Source organism: Pseudogemmobacter lacusdianii, assembly GCF_030848395.1.
Lineage (GTDB): Bacteria > Pseudomonadota > Alphaproteobacteria > Rhodobacterales > Rhodobacteraceae > Pseudogemmobacter > Pseudogemmobacter lacusdianii.
Genome location: NZ_JAVDBT010000015.1, coordinates 1 through 22948, shown reverse-complemented (window position 1 = coordinate 22948; position 22948 = coordinate 1). Strand labels below are relative to the sequence as shown.

19 protein-coding genes and 2 tRNA genes are annotated in these 22948 nt (G+C 61.1%); 16 read left to right on the top strand and 5 right to left on the bottom strand.

From position 1 onward, the window contains the following. Positions 1–24 precede the first annotated feature (24 nt). The gene (locus tag Q9295_RS14820) at positions 25–417 is read right to left on the bottom strand and encodes a 5-carboxymethyl-2-hydroxymuconate isomerase (RefSeq protein ID WP_306681356.1); all 393 of its coding nucleotides are present in this window, start codon (positions 415–417) and stop codon (positions 25–27) included. Positions 418–559: 142 nt separating this feature from the next. Between Q9295_RS14820 and hpaR the strand changes: the two genes are divergently transcribed. Next, on the top strand, positions 560–994 hold the full coding sequence (hpaR, locus tag Q9295_RS14815; protein WP_306681355.1) for a homoprotocatechuate degradation operon regulator HpaR: 435 nt from the start codon (positions 560–562) through the stop codon (positions 992–994). Positions 995–1100: 106 nt separating this feature from the next. Here hpaR and Q9295_RS14810 read toward each other — a convergent pair whose 3' ends face one another. From Q9295_RS14810 to Q9295_RS14800, 3 genes are read right to left on the bottom strand one after another with little or no spacing between them, the layout of a single operon-like run. Beyond that, positions 1101–4418 (bottom strand): efflux RND transporter permease subunit, encoded by a 3318-nt coding sequence (locus Q9295_RS14810; RefSeq protein ID WP_306681354.1) that lies wholly within the window; start codon positions 4416–4418, stop codon positions 1101–1103. Between the two features lie 9 nt (positions 4419–4427). Then, positions 4428–5606 (bottom strand): efflux RND transporter periplasmic adaptor subunit, encoded by a 1179-nt coding sequence (locus Q9295_RS14805; RefSeq protein WP_306681353.1) that lies wholly within the window; start codon positions 5604–5606, stop codon positions 4428–4430. 2 nt (positions 5607–5608) lie between these two features. Next, on the bottom strand, positions 5609–6220 hold the full coding sequence (locus tag Q9295_RS14800; protein WP_306681352.1) for a TetR/AcrR family transcriptional regulator: 612 nt from the start codon (positions 6218–6220) through the stop codon (positions 5609–5611). Positions 6221–6362: 142 nt separating this feature from the next. Between Q9295_RS14800 and tgt the strand changes: the two genes are divergently transcribed. From tgt to Q9295_RS14725, 15 genes are all read left to right on the top strand, one after another. Beyond that, positions 6363–7493: a tRNA guanosine(34) transglycosylase Tgt gene (tgt, locus tag Q9295_RS14795; protein ID WP_306681351.1), complete on the top strand. Its 1131-nt coding sequence runs from the start codon at positions 6363–6365 to the stop codon at positions 7491–7493. 241 nt (positions 7494–7734) lie between these two features. Beyond that, positions 7735–10140, top strand: coding sequence for an endopeptidase La (gene lon / locus Q9295_RS14790; protein WP_306681350.1), 2406 nt, complete (start codon positions 7735–7737; stop codon positions 10138–10140). A gap of 232 nt (positions 10141–10372) precedes the next feature. Then, positions 10373–10819 (top strand): HU family DNA-binding protein, encoded by a 447-nt coding sequence (locus tag Q9295_RS14785; protein ID WP_306681349.1) that lies wholly within the window; start codon positions 10373–10375, stop codon positions 10817–10819. A 23-nt stretch (positions 10820–10842) separates the two neighbouring features. Beyond that, positions 10843–10917, top strand: a tRNA-Val gene (locus tag Q9295_RS14780). Positions 10918–11103: 186 nt separating this feature from the next. Further along, positions 11104–11817, top strand: a complete 714-nt coding sequence (locus Q9295_RS14775) for a hypothetical protein (protein WP_306681348.1) — start codon at positions 11104–11106, stop codon at positions 11815–11817. Next, positions 11814–12026 carry a hypothetical protein gene (locus Q9295_RS14770; protein ID WP_306681347.1) on the top strand — a complete coding sequence of 71 codons (213 nt, stop codon included), beginning with the start codon at positions 11814–11816 and terminating at the stop codon, positions 12024–12026. The genes Q9295_RS14775 and Q9295_RS14770 overlap by 4 nt, the downstream gene beginning before the upstream one ends. Continuing rightward, positions 12023–12382 (top strand): hypothetical protein, encoded by a 360-nt coding sequence (locus Q9295_RS14765; protein WP_306681346.1) that lies wholly within the window; start codon positions 12023–12025, stop codon positions 12380–12382. The genes Q9295_RS14770 and Q9295_RS14765 overlap by 4 nt, the downstream gene beginning before the upstream one ends. A gap of 304 nt (positions 12383–12686) precedes the next feature. Further along, positions 12687–14252, top strand: coding sequence for an ABC transporter substrate-binding protein (locus tag Q9295_RS14760; protein ID WP_306681345.1), 1566 nt, complete (start codon positions 12687–12689; stop codon positions 14250–14252). Between the two features lie 180 nt (positions 14253–14432). Beyond that, entirely contained in the window at positions 14433–15380 is a 948-nt protein-coding gene (locus tag Q9295_RS14755; RefSeq protein ID WP_306681344.1) for an ABC transporter permease, read from the top strand. 43 nt (positions 15381–15423) lie between these two features. After that, positions 15424–16245 carry an ABC transporter permease gene (locus Q9295_RS14750; RefSeq protein ID WP_306681343.1) on the top strand — a complete coding sequence of 274 codons (822 nt, stop codon included), beginning with the start codon at positions 15424–15426 and terminating at the stop codon, positions 16243–16245. A 1-nt stretch (position 16246) separates the two neighbouring features. Continuing rightward, the gene (locus Q9295_RS14745) at positions 16247–17248 is read left to right on the top strand and encodes an ABC transporter ATP-binding protein (protein WP_306681342.1); all 1002 of its coding nucleotides are present in this window, start codon (positions 16247–16249) and stop codon (positions 17246–17248) included. Then, positions 17245–18249: an ABC transporter ATP-binding protein gene (locus Q9295_RS14740; RefSeq protein ID WP_306681341.1), complete on the top strand. Its 1005-nt coding sequence runs from the start codon at positions 17245–17247 to the stop codon at positions 18247–18249. The genes Q9295_RS14745 and Q9295_RS14740 overlap by 4 nt, the downstream gene beginning before the upstream one ends. Continuing rightward, positions 18246–20273 carry a CocE/NonD family hydrolase gene (locus Q9295_RS14735; protein ID WP_306681340.1) on the top strand — a complete coding sequence of 676 codons (2028 nt, stop codon included), beginning with the start codon at positions 18246–18248 and terminating at the stop codon, positions 20271–20273. Before Q9295_RS14740 ends, Q9295_RS14735 begins: the two co-directional genes overlap by 4 nt. A gap of 21 nt (positions 20274–20294) precedes the next feature. Then, on the top strand, positions 20295–21662 hold the full coding sequence (locus tag Q9295_RS14730; RefSeq protein WP_306681436.1) for a dipeptidase: 1368 nt from the start codon (positions 20295–20297) through the stop codon (positions 21660–21662). Positions 21663–21813: 151 nt separating this feature from the next. Beyond that, positions 21814–21889, top strand: a tRNA-Val gene (locus Q9295_RS14725). Positions 21890–21962: 73 nt separating this feature from the next. On the opposite strand, the gene Q9295_RS14720 is transcribed toward Q9295_RS14725, so the two are convergent. Continuing rightward, on the bottom strand, positions 21963–22739 hold the full coding sequence (locus Q9295_RS14720) for a tyrosine-type recombinase/integrase (protein WP_306681339.1): 777 nt from the start codon (positions 22737–22739) through the stop codon (positions 21963–21965). Positions 22740–22948: the final 209 nt, after the last annotated feature.

Genomic DNA, 22948 nt, shown 5'->3' with positions numbered 1-22948 from the left:
TGGGGCTTTGAGGGCAGCTTCGCCTTAGGCCTTCTTGGCCCGCAGCCTTGAGTGGATCGCGTTGGTTTTCCAGCTAAGTTGCGGGTCGTTCTCAAGAATATCTAAAGAGAGCGCGAAATGTGGCCGCGCCAGCTGCGTTGCAAAATGCTGCTCAGCCGCTGCCATCACTGCCGCACCGATCCGCTTTTTGTCATCCAACGACCGGCCCGCACCAATCCGCAACAGCAGGGATGCAAAGCCATTTTCAGGGGCCAAATCGGCCACGGCGTAATGCGGACAGGGAATGGCTCGTATGCGAATGGCGCCTTCCTCAAAGAACGTGGTGGACAGAAGTGCCGCCCTTAGGGCAAGGCAGAGCATCGGCAGATCTCCGACGGTTTCAAGATTTGCAGAGTATTCGATGGTCAGATGCGGCATGATGCTCTCCTCTGATCTCCAAAAGTCTCAACCGGGCGGCAAAGGTCAACCGCCGATACGATCTGTTTAGTCCTCAGTGCAGGAGATTTTTTCTATGTCAAAAGATGCGGCTCTACCGCGGTCCATTAGATCATCCCTGCCTATGGCGCTTTTGCGTGCGCGCGAATCCGTGATGATGCGGTTTCGCCCCTTGCTGGATGCACATGGCATCAATGAGCAACAATGGCGTGTCATTCGGGTTCTGGAAGAAAAAGGCCCGCTGGATGCCACCGAGCTTGCCGCTCGCGCCAATATCCTTGCGCCCAGTCTGACGCGGATGATCCGGAGCCTCTCCGAACGCGGTTTGGTGATCCGGGGGGCGGATTCTTTGGATGGTCGCCGTGTGATCTTGACCATCACGGAAGAGGGCAGTCGGCTGATTGCTGCAGTCACGCCGCAGGCCAATGCGGTCTATGCAGCTTTGGATCAGGCCTTTGGCGTCGAGCGGATCGCGGAATTGGTGGCCTTGCTCGAGGCCCTTAGCGCCTTGCCGTCGGAATCCGGCCAGCGTGCCTCTGCGTCGGAACCCGACGTCTAAGACCCAACCAGCCCCGCCCCGTGTCGCGCCGGACACGGGTTCTTTCTTCATCGGTTCAAAGGCCGACCGTTCTGAGAGCGGTCGGTCTAAACATTTGGCACGCAGCTCAATGACTGCCCGAGGGGCGGGGCGTTTGCGCAGCTTCAAGCGCAGCCAGACGCTGCGTTATCAAGGCCAGTTCGCGCCGGTCCTCGCTGATGCGCGCGGCCAGCTCATGCGGCTCTGGCGCTTCGGGCTCGGCCTCTTTGGGGCCGATGATCCGGGCGAAGACCTTCGCCATCAGCCGCGAGAGATCATCCATAATCAGATAGAAGCTGGGCACCACGACAAGGCTGAGCACGGTTGAGACGATGATGCCGCCGATCACCGCCGTCGCCATCGGTGCGCGGAACGACCCGCCTTCGCCCACCCCCAAGGCCGAGGGCAACATGCCTGCGGACATCGCGATCGAGGTCATCACGATGGGCCGCGCGCGTTTGTGGCCAGCTTCGACCACCGCCGCATAGCGCTCCATGCCGCGATCCCGCATCTCAATGGCGAAATCGATCAGGAGGATCGCGTTTTTCGCCACGATGCCCATCAGCATCAGCATGCCGATCATCACCGGCATCGAAAAGGCGTTTTGCGTGAGGATCAGCGCCGCCGCGACACCGCCAATCGAGAGGAGCAGCGAGAAGATGATGGTGATCGGCTGCAAGACCGAATGAAAGAGCAGGATCAGCACGAACATCATCAAAAGCACGCCCAAGAGCATGGCATTGCCGAAGCTTTGATTGAGTTCCGCCTCGATTTCAGCATCTCCTGCCAAAGCCACCTCGACCGAAGGTGGCAGATCAAGCCCCGCGACGATGTCTTGGAACCGCTCGGAAGCTTGGCCGACCACGATGCCGGGGGCCAAATCCGCGCCCAAAGTGGCGACGCGCTGGCGGTTGAAGCGTTTGACCACCGAAGGCCCCTCGGCCAGCGCAACTTGCGCCACGGCTGCCAAGGGCACGGCGACACCGCTGGCACTGGGCAGTTTCAGCGCCGCGATCCGCGCGATATCGCCGCGCGCGGCCTTGTTCAGCTGCACCCGGATCGGCACCAGACGGTCGTCGATGGAGAGCTTGCCCAAAGCCGCATCGACATCGCCAATCGTCGCCACCCGGACCGTGGCGGCAATGGCAGCGGCGCTGATGCCACGCCGCGCGGCCTCTTCGCTCATCGGTGTGATGTGGATTTCAGGGCGGGGCAGCGCATTTTCGGTTGAGATATTGCGCAGCATCGGCTCATCGCGCAAAGCCACCTCGATCTGCTGCACGGCCTCGTCCAGATCCTCTTTGTCCGAGGAGAGGATGTTATAGGAGAAATCCCGGCCACCGCCGCCCGGTCCTCCCAGTTTGAAGGCGCGGATATCGGGGACAAGGGCGAGGCGTTGGAAGATCGCCGTCTCGATCTCTTCTTGCGGCATGAGACGGCCCTTGATCGGGGTTTGCGGCAGGATCGCGCCAATCAGCGGCAGCTTTTGTCCAAGGTCGGAAAGCTTACGACCAAGACCGTTGTCGAGCTTATCCAAGATCACCGTGACCGAGGCGCGGCGGATGTCGCGATCGCCCAAGGGCGACGCGCCGCCGACCACGATCACGCGCGCCACATGCGGCACGTCAAGGATGGCTTGGCGCATCGCCTCGGTCGCGGCGGCGGTATCGTCAAGCGAGGCCCCGGCCGGCAGTTCGACCGAGATCGCGATGCGGCTTTCGTCATCGGGCGGGAACAAAGCGCCGGGTACTTGCAGCATCAAGGCGACTGAGAGGATCACCACGCCAATCGCCGCCAATACCGTCAGATAGTAATTCGGCACCCAAAGCCAGCGCGGCCCCGGCGCTTTCCAGACATGGGTGGTGGCGCGCACGGCCCAAAGGTAAAAGCGCATAAAGGGGCCATCGGCCTCGCCCTCATGCCCGGCAGCGTCTTTGTCGCGCATCAGGTAAGCCGCCATCATTGGAGTAATGAGCCGCGCAACCAGCAGCGAAAAAAGCACTGCAATCGCCACGGTCAGCCCGAATTGGCGGAAATATTGCCCGGGGATCCCCGGCATGAAGCTGACCGGCACGAAGACCGCGACAATGGTCAGAGTGGTGGCGATGACCGCCAGTCCGATCTCATCGGCCGCCTCAACCGCGGCGCGGAACGGGGTTTTGCCCATGCGGATATGGCGGCTGATGTTCTCGATCTCGACAATCGCATCATCGACCAAAATGCCGGTGGCCAGCGTCAGCGCCAGAAAGCTTACAAGGTTGAGTGAAAAGCCCAAAAGCTCCATCAGCCAAAAGGTTGGCACGGCGGAAAGCGGCAAGGCGACGGCGGCGATCAGCGTGGCGCGCCAATTGCGCAAGAAGGCCAGCACGACAAGGATCGCGAGCAATGCGCCTTCGATCAGGGTCGAGATGGCGGATTCGTAATTGCCATGGGTGTAATAGACCTGATCGTCGATCATCTCGATCTGGATCTGTGGGTGGTCGGCTTGGACCTTGGCCAGTTGCGTCTCGATGATCTCGGCCACCGAGACATCTGAGGCACCTTTCGAGCGGTAGATTTGGAAAGAGACCGAAGGCTTGCCGTCGATCGTGGTGAAGCTGCGCAGCTCTTTGAAGCTGTCGACCACTTCGCCCAAATCGGAAAGCCGTACTTGCGTGCCTGAGGCCAGCGGGATCGTCATCGCCGCAAGGTCTTCGACCGTGCCACGATCGCCAAGCGTGCGGATTACTTGCTTGCCGGAGCCAAGCTCCATCTGCCCGGCACCAAGGTTGATGTTGGTTTGGGCAATCTGACCCGAGACCTGCTGCGCGGTGACACCGAAAGCGGCCAGTTTCACCGGGTCCAGTTCGACCCGGATTTCGCGGTCCGCCCCGCCGATTCTGTCCACCCGGCCCACACCGGCGCGGCCCTGCAAGGCGCGGGTCACGGTGTCATCGACGAACCACGAGAGTTCCTCGACGGTCAAATCCGGCGCGGTGACCGAGAAGGTCTGGATCGCTTGGCCTTCGACATCGATCTTGGTGACGATGGGCGACTCAACATCCGCCGGCAGATCGCCGCGAATACCGTCCACGGCGTCCTTCACATCCTGCACGGCTTGGGCGGTTTCCACATCCATGCGGAATTCGACCAAGGTGGTCGAGAGGCCATCGGTGACGGTCGAGGTGACATTCTTCACCCCATTCAGCCCGGCAACAGCGTCTTCGACCTCCTTGGTGACTTGGCTTTCCAGCTCGGATGGTGCGGCCCCCGATTGCGCCACGGTGACGGCGGCCAAGGGCACGTCGATATTGGGAAAACGGGTGATGGGCAGGCTGTTGAAGCTTTGCCAGCCAAGCAGCATCAAAAGGAAGAACCCTAGAAGCGGCGCCACCGGATTGCGGATCGACCAAGCCGAGAAATTCATGGCGGCCCCTTAATTGCTGGCCTGCGGCACCGGATTGATCCGGTCACCGGCGCGCACGAAAGAGGCGGCTTTGACGACGACAAGATCGCCATCCTCCAGCCCTTGGGTGATCTCGATCAGCCCGCCGTCGCGGATTCCGGTGGTGACGGTGACGCGCTCAACCACGCCGTCTTTGACCCGCATCACCGTGCTGCCTTGTTTGTCCGAGCCGACCGCGGTGACCGGGACGGCAAGGCCTTCGCGGGCGGCAAGGGTGATCTCCGCCTCGACAAACATGCCCGAGCGCAAAGCGCCCGGTTCGGTGACGGAAATGCGTGCACGACCAAGCCGGGTGGTGGCATCAATCGCGGGCTCAACCAGCCGGACCTCACCTTGCAGCGGTTCGGCAAGACCTGCCGCAGTAAGTTTGGCGGGCGCGCCAGCGGTGACGCGGGGCAGGTCGGCTTCAGCAAGATCAGCGCGAAATTCCAAGGCACCGTCGCGCTCCATCACGAACATCGGCAGGCCTGCGGCACTGGCAATCGCGCCCAAAGTGGCATTGCGCGCGGTGATCACGCCCGCGACCGGGGCCTTCACCTCGGTGCGCGACAGTTGCAGCTCAATATTGGCCAGTTGCGCCTCTTGCAGCGCCTGCTGTGCCAAGGCGGCTTGGCGCGATTGCCGTGCCACCGTCACCCGCGCCGTAGCCGAGACCGCGCCCGCATTGGCGCTGTCAGCGGCGGCTTGGCTGGCCGAGCCCTGATCGCGCAGCTTGGCGGTGCGCTCGGCCACGCGGGCGGCCTCGGCGGCCGAGGATTCCGCCTCGATCAATTGCGCATCGGCTTGGGCGACGGTGGCGGCGGCAGAGGCTTCAGACGCTTTCACTTGCGCCAAACTCAGCTCCAGCGAAGATTTCGACAAAAGCGCCAAGACTTGGCCTTCCTCGACAAGCTCGCCGACATCGACGAGCAATGCCTCAATCGGTTGCCCCTCGATCAGCGGCGCCACATGCACCTCTTCCACCGGCTCAATCAGACCCGAGGCGATGATGCGATCGACCAGCGGATGCTTGAGCGCCGGGGCCACGGTGATCGCGGGCAAAACCTCGGCAACTTTGTCCGTCGCAGCCTCGGCCCTAAGCGGCGTCGGAGCGAGAGCGGGCATCACCAAAAGGGCGGTAAGCAGGGCAACGGGGCACATGTGACGCATGATCATGCTCTTGGGGCTGAAAGGATGCTGCGGATCTGGTCGTCGATGGTCTGCAAGATCATCTCTTCCACCTCGGCATCGGGGTGAGAGACGTGGCGCATCGCGGCGGATTTCACCAACATGATGATAAAGCGGATGGTTGTGCCATGCGCGGCGCGAAAGGCCTCGGGCGGGGATTGGGTGAGGGCGGCGAAAAGCTGCACCATATTGTCGCCGATCACCTCTTCCACGCCGCAGGAGATTTTGGCGATCTCGGGCTTGCGCTGTGCGGCGGCGGTGATCTCGGCCCAAAGCCGACCGTTTTGGCCGCAGCGATCGGTGATGCGACGGCGGATATTGTCGCGGATCATCGCCAATGGATCAGCTGATTGCCGGATGACCGTAAAATCGGTCTGCAACTCGGCCAGATCATAGGCCGCCATTCCTGCAATGATCGCGTCTTTCGACGGAAAATAGCGGTAGAAATTGCCCACGCTCATCCCCGCAGCGCGGGCCAGATCCTGCATGGAAGCCCCGTCAAAACCTTTTTCCGCAAAGGCCGCACGAAGCGAGACCAAGATCTCGGCGCTGCGATCGGCGGGGGCGGGGCAGGCGGAAGGCTCGGGCATATTCATCGGGGGATCCGAGAATGAATGTTCATTCACTCTCGCAGTGCCGCCGCGAAACCGTCAAGAGAAATCGCAAACGCTCCGCTGAGCCTTGGCTTTTGCGCCGATTTCGCGCATCAGACGGCAAAATGCAGCGGGTGTGAGCAAGATGGCACAGGGTTTCGGCTTTGAGATTAGCGCGCGGGACGGCAAAGCGCGGACCGGGGTGATCCAGACCACCCGCGGGGAAATCCGCACGCCGGCCTTTATGCCGGTGGGCACGGCGGGCACGGTGAAGGCGATGCTGCCGGGCTCGGTGCGCGAAACCGGCGCCGATATTTTGCTGGGCAACACCTACCATCTGATGCTGCGCCCGACGGCGGCGCGGATCGAACGCTTGGGCGGTTTGCACAAGTTTATGAATTGGGAGCGCCCGATCCTGACCGACTCGGGCGGCTTTCAGGTGATGAGCCTTTCTGACCTGCGCAAGCTGACCGAAGAGGGCGTGACCTTCCGCAGCCATGTGGATGGCTCGAAGCATTTCTTGTCGCCTGAAACCTCGATGGAGATCCAGCGCCAGTTGGGTTCCGACATTGTGATGTGCTTTGACGAATGCCCCGCTTTGCCCGCCGATGAGGCGACGGTGGCGAAATCCATGCGCATGTCGATGCGTTGGGCGCAGCGTTCGCGCGATGCCTTTGGCGACCGTCCGGGCCATGCGCTTTTCGGCATCCAGCAAGGCGGCGTGACCGAGCATCTGCGCGGGGAATCCGCTGAAGCGCTGAAGAGCATTGGCTTTGATGGCTATGCGGTCGGCGGCCTTGCCGTGGGCGAGGGGCAAGAGGCGATGTTCTCGGTGCTCGATTACGCGCCGCAGCAGCTTCCCGATGACAAGCCGCGCTATTTGATGGGCGTGGGCAAGCCTGATGATATTGTGGGCGCTGTGCAGCGCGGCATTGATATGATGGATTGCGTGCTACCCTCCCGCTCGGGGCGCACCGGGCAGGCTTGGACGCCGCGCGGTCAGGTCAATATCAAGAACCAGCGCCATCAGGACGACCCGCGTCCTTTGGATGAAAACTGCACTTGCCCGGCCTGCCGCAACTATCCGCGCGCCTATCTGCACCATGTGTTCAAGGCGCAAGAGATCATCGCCTCGATGCTGCTGACTTGGCACAATCTGCACTACTATCAGCAGCTTATGCAGGGCTTGCGCGATGCGATTGCCGCCCAACGCTTGGATGCTTTCGTGGCCGAATTCCATGCCAAACGGGCCGAGGGCGATATCGAGCCGATCTGAGGCGGGGCAGAACGGTGGCAAGATCGGCAAAGCTTGTGATCAATGCAGGCTTTTTACGCCCTTGCGCCGCCCTGCTTCCGGGTTCAGATTGCCGCCCCAAGAGAGCCGCCCCAAACGGCTGAACCGCTTGGTCGCTTGAAACCGCGATCCGGCGCACTGATATTAACCTTACCGACGCGGAGCAGTCGGGGTTGCCGATGGTCGGGACCCAGAAATGCGGCCGCAAGACAAGGACAAGAGCATGACCGAACGCCTTTCCCCCAGCTACCCGGTGTTGCCGCTGCGCGACATCGTGGTCTTCCCGCATATGATCGTGCCGCTTTTCGTGGGCCGCGAGAAATCGGTGCGTGCGTTGGAAGAGGTGATGCAAGACGACAAGCAGATCCTGCTGTCGAGCCAGATCGATCCGACCGTAGATGACCCCAGCACCGATGGGATCTACCGCGTCGGCGTGCTGGCCAATGTGTTGCAATTGCTGAAACTTCCCGACGGCACCGTGAAAGTGCTGGTCGAAGGCAAAGCGCGCGTCAAGATCACCGAATTCGTCGATAATCCGGCCTTCTTTGAAGCGCAGGCCGAGATGCTGAACGAAAGCATGGGCGACCAAGCCTCGGTCGATGCTTTGGTGCGCGCCGTGGGCGAAGAGTTTGAGCGCTACGCCAAGATCAAAAAGAACATCCCTGAAGAGGCCGTGGCCTCGGTCGCGGAGGCGCGTGAGCCTGCGCGTCTGGCCGATCTTGTCGCCGGACATCTGGGTGTGGAAGTCGGGCAAAAGCAGGATCTTCTCGAGACCCTGACCGTCGCTGAGCGGCTGGAAAAGGTTTACGGCCAAATGCAGGGCGAGTTGTCGGTCCTGCAGGTCGAGAAGAAGATCAAGACCCGCGTCAAATCCCAGATGGAGAAGACGCAGCGCGAGTACTATCTGAATGAGCAAATGAAGGCCATTCAGAAGGAACTTGGCGACGGTGAAGATGGCCAAGGCGAGCTGGCAGAACTGGAAGAGCGGATCAAAAAGACCCAGCTCTCCAAAGAAGCCCGCGACAAAGCCGAGGCTGAGCTGAAGAAGCTGAAGTCGATGTCGCCGATGTCGGCCGAAGCCACCGTGGTGCGCAACTACCTCGACTGGCTCTTGGGGGTGCCGTGGGGCACCAAATCGCGCGTCAAGAAAGACTTGGGTGCGGCGCAAAAGGTGCTCGATGCCGATCACTTTGGCCTTGAGAAGGTCAAAGAGCGCATCGTCGAATATCTGGCGGTGCAAGCGCGCTCGGCCAAGCTTAAAGGCCCGATCCTTTGCCTCGTCGGCCCGCCCGGCGTGGGTAAAACCTCGCTTGGCCGTTCGGTTGCCAAAGCCACGGGGCGCGAATTCATCCGCATCTCGCTTGGCGGCGTGCGTGACGAATCCGAGATCCGCGGTCACCGCCGGACCTATATCGGCTCGATGCCCGGTAAGATCATCCAGGCGCTGAAAAAGGCGAAGACCAACAACCCGCTGATCTTGCTCGATGAAATCGACAAGATGGGGCAGGACTTCCGCGGCGATCCGGCCTCGGCCCTTCTTGAGGTGCTGGATCCGGAGCAAAACGGCACCTTCGTCGATCACTATCTTGAGGTGGAATATGACCTCTCGAACGTGATGTTCATCACCACGGCGAACTCGTACAACATGCCGGGTCCGCTGTTGGACCGGATGGAGATCATCCCGCTCTCGGGCTATACCGAGGACGAGAAACGCGAGATTGCGCGCCAGCACCTGCTGTCGAAGCAAATCGCGGCCAATGGTCTGAAAAAAGGTGAGTTCTCGGTCTCGGATGAGGCGCTGAACCATGTGATCCGCTACTACACCCGTGAGGCTGGGGTGCGGAACCTTGAGCGTGAGATTGCCAAGCTCGCCCGCAAGGCGGTGACGGATATTCTGAAGAAAAAGGCCACCACGGTTGCCGTGGATGCGGCCAAGGTTGAGGAATATCTGGGCGTGCAACGCCACCGCTACGGTCTGGCCGAGAAAGAGGATCAGGTTGGCGTGGTGACGGGGCTGGCTTGGACCTCGGTCGGCGGTGATCTGCTGCATATCGAGGCGCTGAAACTGCCCGGCAAAGGGCGGATGAAGACCACCGGCAAGCTCGGCGATGTGATGAAGGAATCCATCGACGCAGCTTCGTCTTACGTCCGCTCGGTCAGCCCGCAAATCGGGGTGAAACCGCCGAAGTTCGAAACGATGGACATCCACGTCCACGTTCCCGACGGCGCCACGCCGAAAGACGGCCCCTCGGCCGGTCTGGCGATGGTGACGGCGATTGTCTCGGTGCTGACCGGCATTCCGGTGCGCAAAGATGTGGCGATGACGGGCGAGGTTTCCTTGCGCGGCAATGCGATGGCGATTGGCGGCTTGAAGGAAAAGCTGCTGGCGGCTTTGCGTGGCGGCATCAAGACCGTGTTCATTCCGCAAGAGAATGAAAAGGACTTGGCCGAGATTCCGGCCAATGTGAAGGAAGGGCTGAAGATCATCCCGGTCACCCATGTCCGTGAGGTGCTGGCGCAGGCCTTGACGCGTCAGCCTGAGGCGGTCGAATGGGATGAGGCGGCGGAAGAGGCGGCTGCGGCGGCTTTGAAAGCCGGCGGCACCGCGCCCAACCAAGTCGCGCATTAAGCGCGCCTGAAGAACTGAAGCGACGGGCGTCCCTAGGGGCGCCCGTTTGCTTTTTAGGCTTTGAGCCGAAGCGCGGCTGCCGATTCGTGAAGGGCAAGGCGTTGCACGGGGCGAATCACCCACGCCTCATCTGTATTGGGGCGGGAAGAGGGACCACCGTGAAGTTAATGAAAATTGTAGCGTCATGACGCGCCACCGCCTATCGTCGAGATGTCAGGGGCAGGAGGCCAAGATGGCGAATTCGAAACCCACCGCCGACTCTACGAAGGCCAAGCGTGCCAGCACTGGCAAGGCCACCGCTGTGAAGCCGATGAAAGCCGCCGCGCCAGCGATCAGCGTGCCGCCGAAAATGGTGCCCAAGCCGCCTGCGACGGAGACAAATGTGGTCCCTCGGATCAAGGGTCCAACGCTTAAAATTAAGGATTTGGTCGCGCGTGTCGCCAGCACCACGGGGGCCAAGAAAAAGACCGTCAAAGAGATCGTCGAGGCGACGCTGACTGCCTTGGGCGACGGGCTGACCAAGGGGGAGGATCTGAACCTGCCGGGCATCGGCCGGGTACGGATCGCGCGCGCGGCCGAGAAGGATGGGGCCTCGATGTTGACGCTGAAACTGCGGCGCGGCACGCATCGTAAAAAAGACGCAAAAGAGCCTCTTGCAGAGGAAGAGGATGATGGCTAAAAGCCGCGAACCGAATTGATTTCGGGCGATTAGCTCAGCGGTAGAGCGCTTCGTTCACATCGAAGATGTCAGCGGTTCAAATCCGTTATCGCCCACCATTCTACCAAAAGGCCCCGGAAAACTCCGGGGCTTTTTGCGTCGTTGGCGGCTCTCGCAGGGCAGCGGCGCGCGCTTCGGCAATCTCTCATTCACATTGCTTGGCCAGAGTGCCCCCAAAGCAAACACTCCCAAGGCTCACCGGTGCTGCGTGCCGGAAATTGAGGGGTTTCAAAGGGGTAGGCAGAATGAACCGCAAAGCGTTCTTCAGCGCGATCCGTCCGATCATTGGCACGATTAGCCCGGTACAGATGCTGGTGCTCGATGCCATTCTGCACCAAGGCGCCAAGTTGCCAACCGCGCATTTGGCCTATGTGCTGGCCACCGCTTGGGGCGAGGCGCGGCTCACCCCACAGCGCGAGTCGATGCGCTATAGCGCCAAGCGTATCGCCGAAGTTTGGCCGAGCCGGCCGGAAGCAGTGGCCTTCGCCGGTCAGCCGCGCGCGCTTGCCAACAGTGTCTACGGCGGGCGCTTGGGAAACCGGCCCGGCACGGATGACGGTTGGATCTACCGCGGCGGCGGGCTCGACCAGCTGACGGGGCGCGCGCATTACCGCAAGCTGGGGCTGGAAGACCGGCCAGAGACAATCTTGCAGCCTGAGCTTGCGGTGGCGTCTTTGCTGCACGGCATGACAACGGGCCGCTACACCGACAAAAAGCTGAGCGATTACGGCGCGGGGCTTGCGTTCAACGCCTATGCCGCGCGCGCCATTCTCAACGGGGATGCTGCGCGGAACGGCGCGCTTTACGCCGGATATCATCAGGCCTTTCTGGCAGCCCTAGAAGGCGCGGGTTGGGGCGAGGGGGCTTGGCCTTCTAATACCGTCGCGATGCATGGCGCCACTTGGGCCAAAGACCGGTTGGCATGGGCCTTTCAGCGGATCATCGGAGTGTTCAAATGACCAAAATGACCATGAGTCGTGGACTGTTTTACCTTGCCAGCCTGCTGGCCGGGGGGCTGGCCCTGGCAGGGCTGGCCGATTTTGATCCAGCGAGCGGCATGCTCGACATCCGCCCCTTCGATCTGCGGGAGTTCTCGCTGACCCTTTTGGCCACCATCGGCAACGCGCTGGCGGCCCTTGCGGTCTGGAAAGGCTGGGGCGGCAGATGATCGCGTTTTTGGTTAAGCTTTTCGGTGCGGGATTGGCCGAGCAATTGCGTCAAGCCTATGCCGCTCGGCTGGATGCCGCAACCGAAGCTGATCGTTTGGCGGCCGAGGCGCAAATTCGCGCTTTGGAGATCGCGGCGGCCAACCGCTTGGCCAGCCCCGAAAATCCCGGCATTCGCTGGGCGATTGGCATCGTGGCGCTGGCGCTTTGCACCCATGTCGCGGCCGTGGTGGTGGCCTCAATCCTGCCAAGCCTTGGCTGGAGGGTGCATGCTTTGCCCGCGCCGATGAATGACTGGCAGGGCAGCATCATTCTAAGCCTCTTTGGCCTCTCTGCGCTGCGCCAAATGCTGCGCTGAGAGTTGGCTCTTGCCCGACCAAAGCGATCGAGCCAGCCCGGCGGGCCTTTTCTAGCGCATCGTCAAACGATCCATGCCGGGCCGCGCAAGACGCGGTCCGGCTTTGTTGCATTGGGGGATTTGGCTTTAGAATTGCCGCAGCGGGACCCCGTCCAGGGCCTGCCTTCCTGTGCCGATCGCAACTTCCGAGGGTCCTAGTATGCACATGTTAACTTAAGACTGGACACAAGCGTCAATTTTTCATTAGGCATGTGATCTGAGAACGCTTCTTTCCGCTAACACGATCAACAGGGCGAAGAACATTATGAAAAACAATGAAACCAAAGGGTTCGCAGTGAACCGCCGCCAGCTCTTGGTTGGCACCGGGGCTTTGAGCCTGTCGTCGCTGCTCTTCCCCCGCAACGCTTCGGCTGCGACCGGCGGCATCCTGCGCGTGCGGTCCTATTCGGACCTGCAAGTGCTCGATCCCGCATTCATGATGTCGCAATCCGACCAAGACATTATGCAAGCGATCTTCACCAAGCTGGTCGCACGCCCGGCTGGTGATGAATGGACTTGGGCTCCGGGCGATGTCGAAAGCATCGAACAGCTGGACGAGAAAACCATCGCCTTCAAGCTGCGCGATCAACTGGGCTTCACCGATGGTTTCGGCCAAGTCACCGCAGATGACGTGAAATTCTCCTTCGAGCGGATCGCCGATCCGGCCACGGGCAGCGCCTATGCGGGTGACTGGGCTGTGCTGAAGGAAGTGGAAGTCAAAGACACGCTCTCGGGCGTGATCCACCTGACCGGCCCCTTCGCGCCGCTCTGGACCACCACATTGCCGGGCTCTTCGGGGCTGATCGTGTCGCGCAAAGCCTTGGCGGAAGTCGGTGGCAAGATCACCACCAAGCCGGTTGGCCAATCAGGCCCCTACATTATGAAGGAATGGCAGCCCAAGCAGCGCACCGTTCTGGTGAAAAACCCGGATTGGAAATACGAGCAAGGCGCTTATGACGAGATTCACATCCTGCCGATCGAGGATGAGAAGACCGCTGAGATGGGCTATGAGGCCGGTGATCTGGACTACACCTGGACCGCAGTTTCCTCGATCAAGCGTTTGAAAGAGAATCCCCCGGCGGACACCACCGTCATCGAAAAGCCCTCGCTGGCCTTCGTTTGGCTGGGCATGAAAAACACCACTGCGCCGCTGGACAATCAGAATGTGCGTCGTGCCATTCAGCATGCGATTGACACGGCTGCGGTTGTGGATGCGGCCTATTACGGCGCTGCCTCCACCGCGACCGGTATCATTGCTCCGGGTCTTTCCGGGCATCGCGATGCGAACCTTTTTGCCTATGACCCCGACAAAGCGCGTGAGCTTTTGGCGGCTGAAGGCGCAGAAGGCATCACCGTCACGCTCGACATCCTCAACAAGACCGAGCGTCTGACTGCTGCCCAAGTGATCCAAGCCAACCTCGCGGATGTGGGCATCAATTGCGAAATCCGTCAGCACGATTCCGGGACCTTCTGGAACCTTGGTGGCGCTGAGGCGGATCCGAACTTCCCGCTGCAACTCTATCTGTCGCGCTTCTCGATGTATCCCGATCCGAGCTGGGCAACGGCTTGGTTCACCACCGAGCAAATCGGCCAGTGGAACTGGGAGCATTTCTCGAGCGAAGAGTTCGATGAACTGAACAAAGCCGGTCAGCTTGAGCTTGATGAAGCCAAGCGCGACGAGATGTACAAGCGCATGCAAGACATCATGGAGGAAAGCGGCCAGTACGTCTTCCTGACCCATGAAGTCGTGGGCGTGGAATATCGCAATTCGGTGGCTCCGGCGATCATGCCGAACGCCATGCCGCTCTTCGACAAGTTCAAGCCCGCTTGATCAAAGCAAGATGGGGGGCGGCCAAACCCGGCCGCTTCTCGCGGATGCCGCGCTGCGGCCGCGATACTCATAAAGGTGGCCCCGCGACGATCTGGCCGGGGCTTTATGAACATCTTTGGCGCAGCAAACACGCTGCGCCAAACGTGTTACGCGTAAATTGAAAGAGGCGGAACAGACGCCATGTTCGCATATGCAATGCGCAGGTTAGGCCTGGGGGCCACCATCATCCTTGTGGCGATGATGATCCTGTTTTCGATGATTTATCTCATTCCTGGCGATCCGGCCTCGGTGGCGCTTGGCCCGCGTGCCACGCCCGAGATGATTGCAGAATTGCGCAGCAGGATGGGGCTTGATGACCCGGTTCTGGTGCAGTTTTGGAATTTCGTCAGCTCTGCGGTTCAGGGCAATCTGGGGGTCGAGGCTTTGTCGGGCCGCCCCGTGCTGACTGTGGTGATGGAGCAATTGCCCTTCACTTTGGCGATGGTGCTCTGCAGCATCACTTGGGCCGTCTTGCTGGGCATTCCGCTGGGTTGCATCGCGGCCGTGAAGCGCGGCGGCTTTGTCGACCGGGTGATTGGTGTGCTGTCGGTTGCTGTGATCGCGGTGCCGTCCTTCGTGGTCGCGATCTATGCGCTCTTGCTGTTCGCGGTGCATCTGAAGTGGTTGCCCGCGATTGGGGCGGGAGAATCTGGCAACCTGAAAAGCCAGCTGATGGCGCTTATTCTGCCGTCGTTGGCGGTTGGTCTGGGCTGGATTGGCTATATCGCGCGTCTCGTGCGCGCCTCGATGCTTGAGACGCTTGAGGCGGGCCATATCCGCACCGCCCGCGCCTTTGGTCTGCCCGAGCGTTGGATCATCTACAACTACGCTTTGCGCATTGCGATTTTGCCGACCGTTACGCTTTTGGGCGTGGGGATCGGACATATGCTGTCGTCCTCGGTCTTTGCAGAGATCGTCTTTGCCCGGCCCGGCATTGGCAAGCTGGTCTATGAGGCCATTTCGACCCGCAATTATCCGCTCGTCACCGGCGCTGTATTGGTGACCACCGCCTTCTTCGTCCTTGTCAACGTTTTGGCCGATCTCGTGATCGGACTGTTGGATCCCCGTGTCAGAGCAAGCTTCAATTAAACCCGCCGCGCTGCGCGCGCGTTCCTTCCCCGGCCTGGCCGCCTTGCGCAAAATTCTGCGCGAGCCGATGGGCTTTTTCGGATTGGCCTTGGTGGTGCTGATCTTGGCCTCGGCAATCTTCGCCGATCTTTTGGCGATGTATGATCCCACCAAGATCGCGCCGCAAAATCGCTTCCAAGGGCCAAGCCTGACGCATCTGCTTGGCACCGACCACTTGGGCCGCGATCTTCTGTCTCGGGTGCTTTATGGCGCGCGGATTGCACTTTTGGTGGCCTTGGGCTCGACCGCGCTTTCGCTGATGCTGGGCATCGTGCTGGGGCTGATGGCGGGCTATGGCCCGCGCTGGCTGGATGCATTTTTGCTTTTGGTCTTCGATGCGATGAAAAGCTTCCCCACCATCATGCTGGCTTTGACGATTGTCACCTTGGCCGGGCCTTCGATGGTCTCGGTTGTGATGGTTGTGGTGATGGTTTCGGTGCCGGGTTATGCCCGCATCATCCGCACGCAGACGATTGCGATGAAAACCGCCGAGCATGTCACTGCGGCGCGCTCGATGGGGGCAGGGACCATTCGCATCCTGCGGGTGCATATCCTGCCCAATATCATCGGGCCGATCGTCATTCTGGCCTCGATGGATGTGCCGGTGGTGATCGGGATCGAGGCGGGGCTTTCTTTCCTTGGCCTCGGTGTGCGTCCGCCAACCCCGTCTTGGGGCACCATTTTGAACGATGGTTTCGCCAATATTCGTGACAGCTCGTGGATCGTGATTGCCGGCGGTTTGCCGATCATCCTGACCACCTTGGGCTTCACCTTCCTGGGCGAGACGTTGCGCGATGTCTTCGATCCGCGGCTCAAGGGGCGCTGAGATGACCATGACCACAGACCAAAACACGCCCGCTCCGGCGCTGGATATTGATGCGCTTTCGGTGAGCTTTGCCACCGATGGCGGCACCTTGCATGCGCTGAAAGATGTGTCCTTTTCCGTGCCTAAGGGCCGGATCACTGGCATCGTCGGCGAATCCGGTTGCGGTAAATCCACCCTGATCAACGCCATTCTTGGCCTTTTGGCCGATAATGGTGAGGTGACGGGCGGCGCGATCCGTTTGGGCGAGAGTGCCGATATCACCAAGCTCACCCCGCGCCAGATGCGCGATCTGCGCGGTTTGCAGATCTCGACCGTGTTCCAAGACCCGATGGGCGCTTTGAACCCGGTGCTCTCGGTCGGCAAGCAGATGCGCGATATCCAGTATCGCTCGAATCTGTCCAAGCGCGAGAAAGACGCCCGTTCGGTCGAGATGCTGCGCCAAGTGCGAATCCCCGACCCTGAAAAGCGGCTGACGCAATATCCGCATGAGTTCTCGGGCGGCATGAAGCAGCGCGTGGCGATTGCAATGGCGCTGATGATGCGGCCGCAACTTCTGATCGCGGATGAGCCGACCACGGCTTTGGACGCGACGCTGGAAGTCGCCACGATCGAGCTTTTGAAAGAGCTGCAACAAGAGATCGGCTGCGCGGTTCTCTTCATCTCGCACCACTTGGGCGTGATTGCCGAGCTCTGTGACGATATGATCGTGATGTATGCGGGCGAGGTGGTCGAGCAAGGCTCGGTTCGGCAGATCTTCCGCAATCCAAGCCATCCCTATACGCGTGCGCTGCTCGACTGCGACCCGGCGCGCCTGCATGAGCGGGTGAAGCATTTGCCAACGATTCCTGGCACTTTGCCCGATCTGCGCAACCGCCCCAAGGGCTGCGTATTCCAAGCGCGTTGCGCTCTGGCCAAGCCCGAATGCGGCCAGCCGGTGACCAGCGTTGAAGTCACGCCGGGCCATATCGCGCGCTGCATCCGAACCAATGAGGTGACCGCATGAGCGCGCCCCTGCTTTCCGTCAAAGACCTGCGCGTGGTCTTTTCTGTCGGCGGCACCCTGTCGCGGCTGCGCGGTCACGTCACCGCAATCGAAGGCGTCGCCGGGGTCAGCTTTGACATTGCCAAGGGCGAGACCTTTGCCTTGGTGGGCGAATCCGGCTCGGGCAAGACCACTTTGGCGCGGACCTTGAATGGGCTGCAAAAGGTGGCCTCGGGCAGCATCCATTTCGATGGCAAGGATGCCACCTCGATGGGGCGGGCCGAGATGAAGGAACTGCGCCGCCGGGCGCCGATGATGTTCCAAGACCCGGTGGGCTCGCTTTCGCCGCGTCTGGATGTGCGCGCGCTTCTGGCCGAGCCGTTCCGCATCCACGGTATGTCCGACCGTGATCTTGACGCCGAGGTGCGGCGTTTGCTGACCTTGGTCGGCCTGCCGGTGGATTTCGCCAGCCGCTATCCGCACCAGCTTTCGGGCGGGCAGGCGCGTCGCGTGGGCGTGGCGCGGGCGGTGGCACTCGATCCGCAACTCATCATCGCGGATGAGCCGACGGCGGGGCTAGATGTCTCGGTGCAGGGGGAGGTTTTGAACCTTCTCAACGACTTGCGCGACCGGCTCGGCCTGTCGATGCTGATCATCACCCATAACCTGCATGTGGTGCGCCAGATCGCGGACCGCACGGCGGTGATGTATCTGGGCCGCTTTGTCGAGATGGGCGAGACCGAAGCGATCTTCCGCAGCCCCGCGCATCCCTATACGGCGGCGCTTCTTTCGGCCAACCCCGAGCCCGATCCTGATCGGGTGCATGACCGCATCAAATTGCCGCCCGAGGTGCCTTCGGTGATGGCGCGGCCTTCCGGCTGCGAGTTCCACACCCGCTGTCCCTTTGCCCAAGATCTGTGCCGCCGCAACGCGCCGCCTTTGCGCGTCAATGGCGGCCATCAACTGACCTGTCACTTCCCTATGAATACCCCGGCGCAGGCCGGATTGGAGCAAGCCCAATGAACGAGATCATCGTCCGCACCGATTTCCCCCGCAACGTGCGCGAGATCGAAAACATCTGGATCCCGATGCCCGATGGCGTGCGTCTCGCCGCCCGCATCTGGTTGCCGGAAGATGCCGAGACCGATCCGGTTCCGGCAGTTTTGGAGTTCTTGCCCTACCGCAAACGCGACGGAACCGTTGAGCGTGACGCCCTGACCCATCCCTATTTCGCAGGCTACGGCTATGCCGGCGTGCGCGTCGATATGCGTGGCACCGGCGACAGCGAGGGCGTCTGCGAGGGCGAATATCTCAAGCAAGAACAAGATGATGCCATTGCCATCATCGAATGGCTGGCCGCGCAGAGTTGGTGCACTGGTAAAGTCGGCATGATCGGTATTTCTTGGGGCGGGTTCAACGGGCTGCAAGTTGCCGCCCGTCGCCCGGCCGCGCTGAAAGCCGTGATCTCGCTGTGCTCGACCGATGACCGTTACGCCGATGACGTCCATTATCTGGGCGGCGCGCAGATGATCGACAACATCCATTGGGGCACCACCGCTTGGGCGATCTCGATGACCCCGCCGGACCCCGAGATCGTGGGCGAGGCTTGGCGCGAGATGTGGGAAGCGCGTCTCAACGGCAATGGCATCTGGATGGAAGATTGGTTCCACCACCAGCGTCGCAATGACTTTTGGAAACATGCCTCGGTCTGCGAAGACTTCTCGCAAATCGAGGCGGCAGTCTATGCCGTGGGCGGCTGGGTTGATGGCTATACCAACGCCGTCTTCCGCCTCTTGGAGGGCGTCTCGGCCCCGAAAAAGGGCCTTGTTGGGCCTTGGGCGCATAAATATCCGCATTTCGCCATGCCGGGCCCGCGCATCGGCTTCTTGCAAGAATGCATCCGCTGGTGGGATCAGCACCTCAAGGGCATCGACACCGGCATCATGGATGAGCCGGAGCTGCGCTCTTGGATCGGTGAGGCCTTGGAGCCGGCACCGGGCTATGAGACTTGGCCGGGCCGCTGGGTCGCCGATCCGTCTTGGCCCTCGCCGAATGTCTCGGACCTGACGCTTGGTCTGGCACCGGGCAAGCTCTCCTTCGGCCCCAGCGAGGCGGCGGAGCTGACGATCTGCTCGCCGCAAGATCATGGCATCACCGCCGGTGCTTGGTGCCCCTATGGCGCGGTGCCGAACCAGCCGACCGACCAACGCGCTGAAGCGGGCGGCCAGCTCGTCTTCGACACCGAGGTCTTGGCGGAAGACATTGATCTACTGGGCTTCCCCGAGCTTGAGGTGAAACTGGCCTCCGACAAGCCGGTGGCGCAGCTTGCCGCGACCCTCTCGCTGGTGGCCCCCGATGGCGCGGCCACGCGGATCAGCTTTGGCGTGCTGAACCTGACCCATCGCCACGATCATCTTGATCTTGCGCCGATGCAGCCGGGTGTTCCGGAAGTGGTGCGGATGAAGTTCCGCTCGATCGGGCAAAAGCTGCCGAAGGGCTATAAGCTCCGCCTTGGCATCGCGACCGCCTATTTCGCGACCGTCTTCCCGGCGCCGGAAGCGGCCACCTTCACAGTGCACACCGCGGAAAGCCGTCTGATCTTGCCCAAGCGCGCTGCCGCAGCCGAAGCAGCTTTGGCCGATTTCTTGCCTGCCGAAAGCGCCACGCCTATGGCCAGCACGCAACTGATCAAAGCCGCACCCTATGAGCGCTCGGTCACCCATGACACAGTGACGGGTGTCACCACCTACCACACCGTCAGCGATGCTGGCCGCGTTCAGCATCCGCACACCGGGATGATCATCCAGCAGATCGCTTCTGAGACCTATGCCGTGAACCCGACCGACCCGAACACGGCCGTGGCGATCTGCACTTGGGACAAGGAATACGCCCGCGACAACGGCTGGAAGGTGACGCTTTCGTGCAAAGCCACCGTCCGCGCCTTGCGCGATGTCTGGCGGATGGAGACCGAATTCACCGCCAAATCCGGTGATGAGATCGTGAAGCAAGAAAGCCGGGTCCGCGAATTCCCGCGCGATCTGAACTGATTGGAGGCCGCTGTGACTGCAATGACGGCAGAAGCCTGGCTCGATCAGGAACAAAAGCGCTATGTGGATGAGCTGATCGCGTTCATCCGCATCCCCTCGGTCTCGGCCAAGCCCGAGAATATGGGCGATGTGCAAAAGGCCGCCGAATGGGTGGCGGAGCGGGTGAAGCGGGCGGGCATCGACAATGCCCGCGTACTGCCCACCGCCGGTCATCCGGTGGTCTATGCCGATTGGATGCATGCCGGGGCCGATAAGCCCACGGTGATGATCTACGGCCATTTCGATGTGCAACCGGCCGAACCCTATGAGCTGTGGGATTCGGCGCCGTTCGAGCCGGAGATCCGTGGCGATCGGATCTATGGCCGCGGCGCCTCGGATGACAAAGCCGGGATGATGACGCCGATCTTGGCGGTGGAGGCTTTGCTGAAGACCACCGGCAAGCTGCCGGTCAACGTGAAGCTCTTCTTTGAAGGTCAAGAAGAGATCGGCTCGCCCGATCTGCCGGATTTCGTGCGCGACAATGTCGATCTTTTGAAAGCCGATATGATCTTCTCGGCCGATGGTCTGCAATGGACGCCGGAACAGCCGATGTTGGTCGATGCCTTGAAGGGCATGGCCAAGATGGAAATCGTGGTGCAGGGGCCGCGATCGGACCAGCATTCGGGGCTTCACGGGGCGGCGATTGCCAACCCGGCAATGGCCTTGGCGCAGATCCTTGCCTCGATGAAATCGCTCGACGGGCTGATCACCGTCGAGGGCTTTTATGACGACGTGATCCCGCTTTCTGAGGAAGACCGCGCCGAGATTGCCCGTGTGCCCTATGATGAGGCCGAATATCTGGCCGAATCTGGTGCTCCGGCAACCTTTGGTGAGCCCGGTTACACCACGCGGGAACGGCTTTGGGCGCGGCCCGCGCTGGATGTGAACGGGCTCACCTCGGGCTATCAGGGCATCGGGTCAAAGACCGTGCATCCGGCCGAGGCCCGTGCCAAGATCACTTGCCGTTTGGTCGCCGCCCAAGATCCGGTGAAGATCTACAATCAGCTGGAAGCCCATGTCCGCAAGCACACGCCGCATGGCGTGACCGTCCGGTTTGAAAATGCTGGCGGCGGCTCGGTGCCTTATCATGTGCCAGCCGGACACAACGCCACCGCAGTTGCGCGAGAGGTTCTGGCCGAGGTCTTCGGGGTAGAGCCTTACCGCACCCGCTCGGGCGGCTCGATCCCGGTGATGTCAACGCTTCTCGATTATCTTGGCGTGCATGCGGTGATGTTTGGCTGGAGCATGGGGGATGAAAACCTGCATGCGCCCAATGAATTCGCCCGCATTGGCGTCTATCGCAAAGGCCAAAGCGCCTATGTGCGGCTTTTGGAAAAGCTGGGCGGTTGAAGGGCTTAGCGGCACATGTCGCCTAAACCTTTTCGTAGAGCCACAGATCAGGCCTCGGGGAGACCCGGGGCCTTTTTATTTCCCAATCCCCACCTTTGAGCGCATCTTGCATCTTGCAAGCCCTAGTCAGTCCGGATAATCCCCATCTCACGGGTGGTTAGCTCAGTTGGTAGAGCGCTTCGTTTACACCGAAGATGTCGGGGGTTCGAGTCCCTCACCACCCACCATCATCCTTATGATTTCCCTCGTATAATTTAGCTTAAAGCTTCGTTTAACGAAGTGTTCCAAATTTCACGGAACCTAGCGCGCTGCCTTCAGCTTCACGAAGTCCAAGACCTCGGCAGCTTCCGTCAGATGCTCGGGCGCGAATCTGGCATAGGTGGAATAGGTCACGCTGGCGTTGCTGTGGCCCAGATATTGGGCAACTTGCGTGATCGGGATGCCGCTGGAGACCATGGCCACGGCGGCTGAGTGCCGGATCGTGTGCAGGGTGACGCCGGTCAGCTTGGCGCGGCTACAGGCGGCCTCAAACCCTTTGCGGATATTGCCGACCTTCTTGCCTCCCCACTCGATCACATAATCGGATAGCGCCGCATCGCGGGCGGTTTGAAGGGCTGCCATCAGGCCTCGATTGATCGGGACAATGGCGCGGCCTTTCCGAGTACGCGCATCGTCGAGGCGGAGATTGATAGTCCCGCGATCCATATCGACACGATTCCATGTGAGATCGAGGATCGCGCCAACGCGCGCAGCTGTGCCAAAGAGCAGGTGGATCGCCAGTGCGATGTGTGGCGCTTCGGCGGATTCAATCAGCCGCGCGACTTCATCCTTGGTGACATACCGCTCTTTGGGCGTCGGTTTTGCTGGTCGCTCGATGTAGGGTGCAGCCGTAATGAGCCGATTGCGCTCGGCCCATGTCATCGTGCTGCGCAGGTGGCCGAGTTCGGTATGGATAGACCCTTGAGAGATGCCCGCAGCCATGCGGTCGCGCGAATAGGCGCGGCTAAGCTCGGTGGTGATCTGGTCGGGGCGGTAGGCCCCGAAATGTGCCAGAATGGCCTTGCCCGTGTATCCCATGGTGGCGGCGGTCGGCTTGTCACCCAGATCCCGGCGATAGCCTTCCCACAGATCGGTGACAGTCGCGCCGCTCTGAGATTCGCTGAACCGCTTGGCTCGGAAGAGGTCTAGGCCTTCCGGCTCCGCTTCCGCTCGGGTGCGTGCCTAGGGTCAGGACTCGTTCTTGTGTCATAGCCAGAAGATGACGGTTGCGGCGAGGGCGACGACGG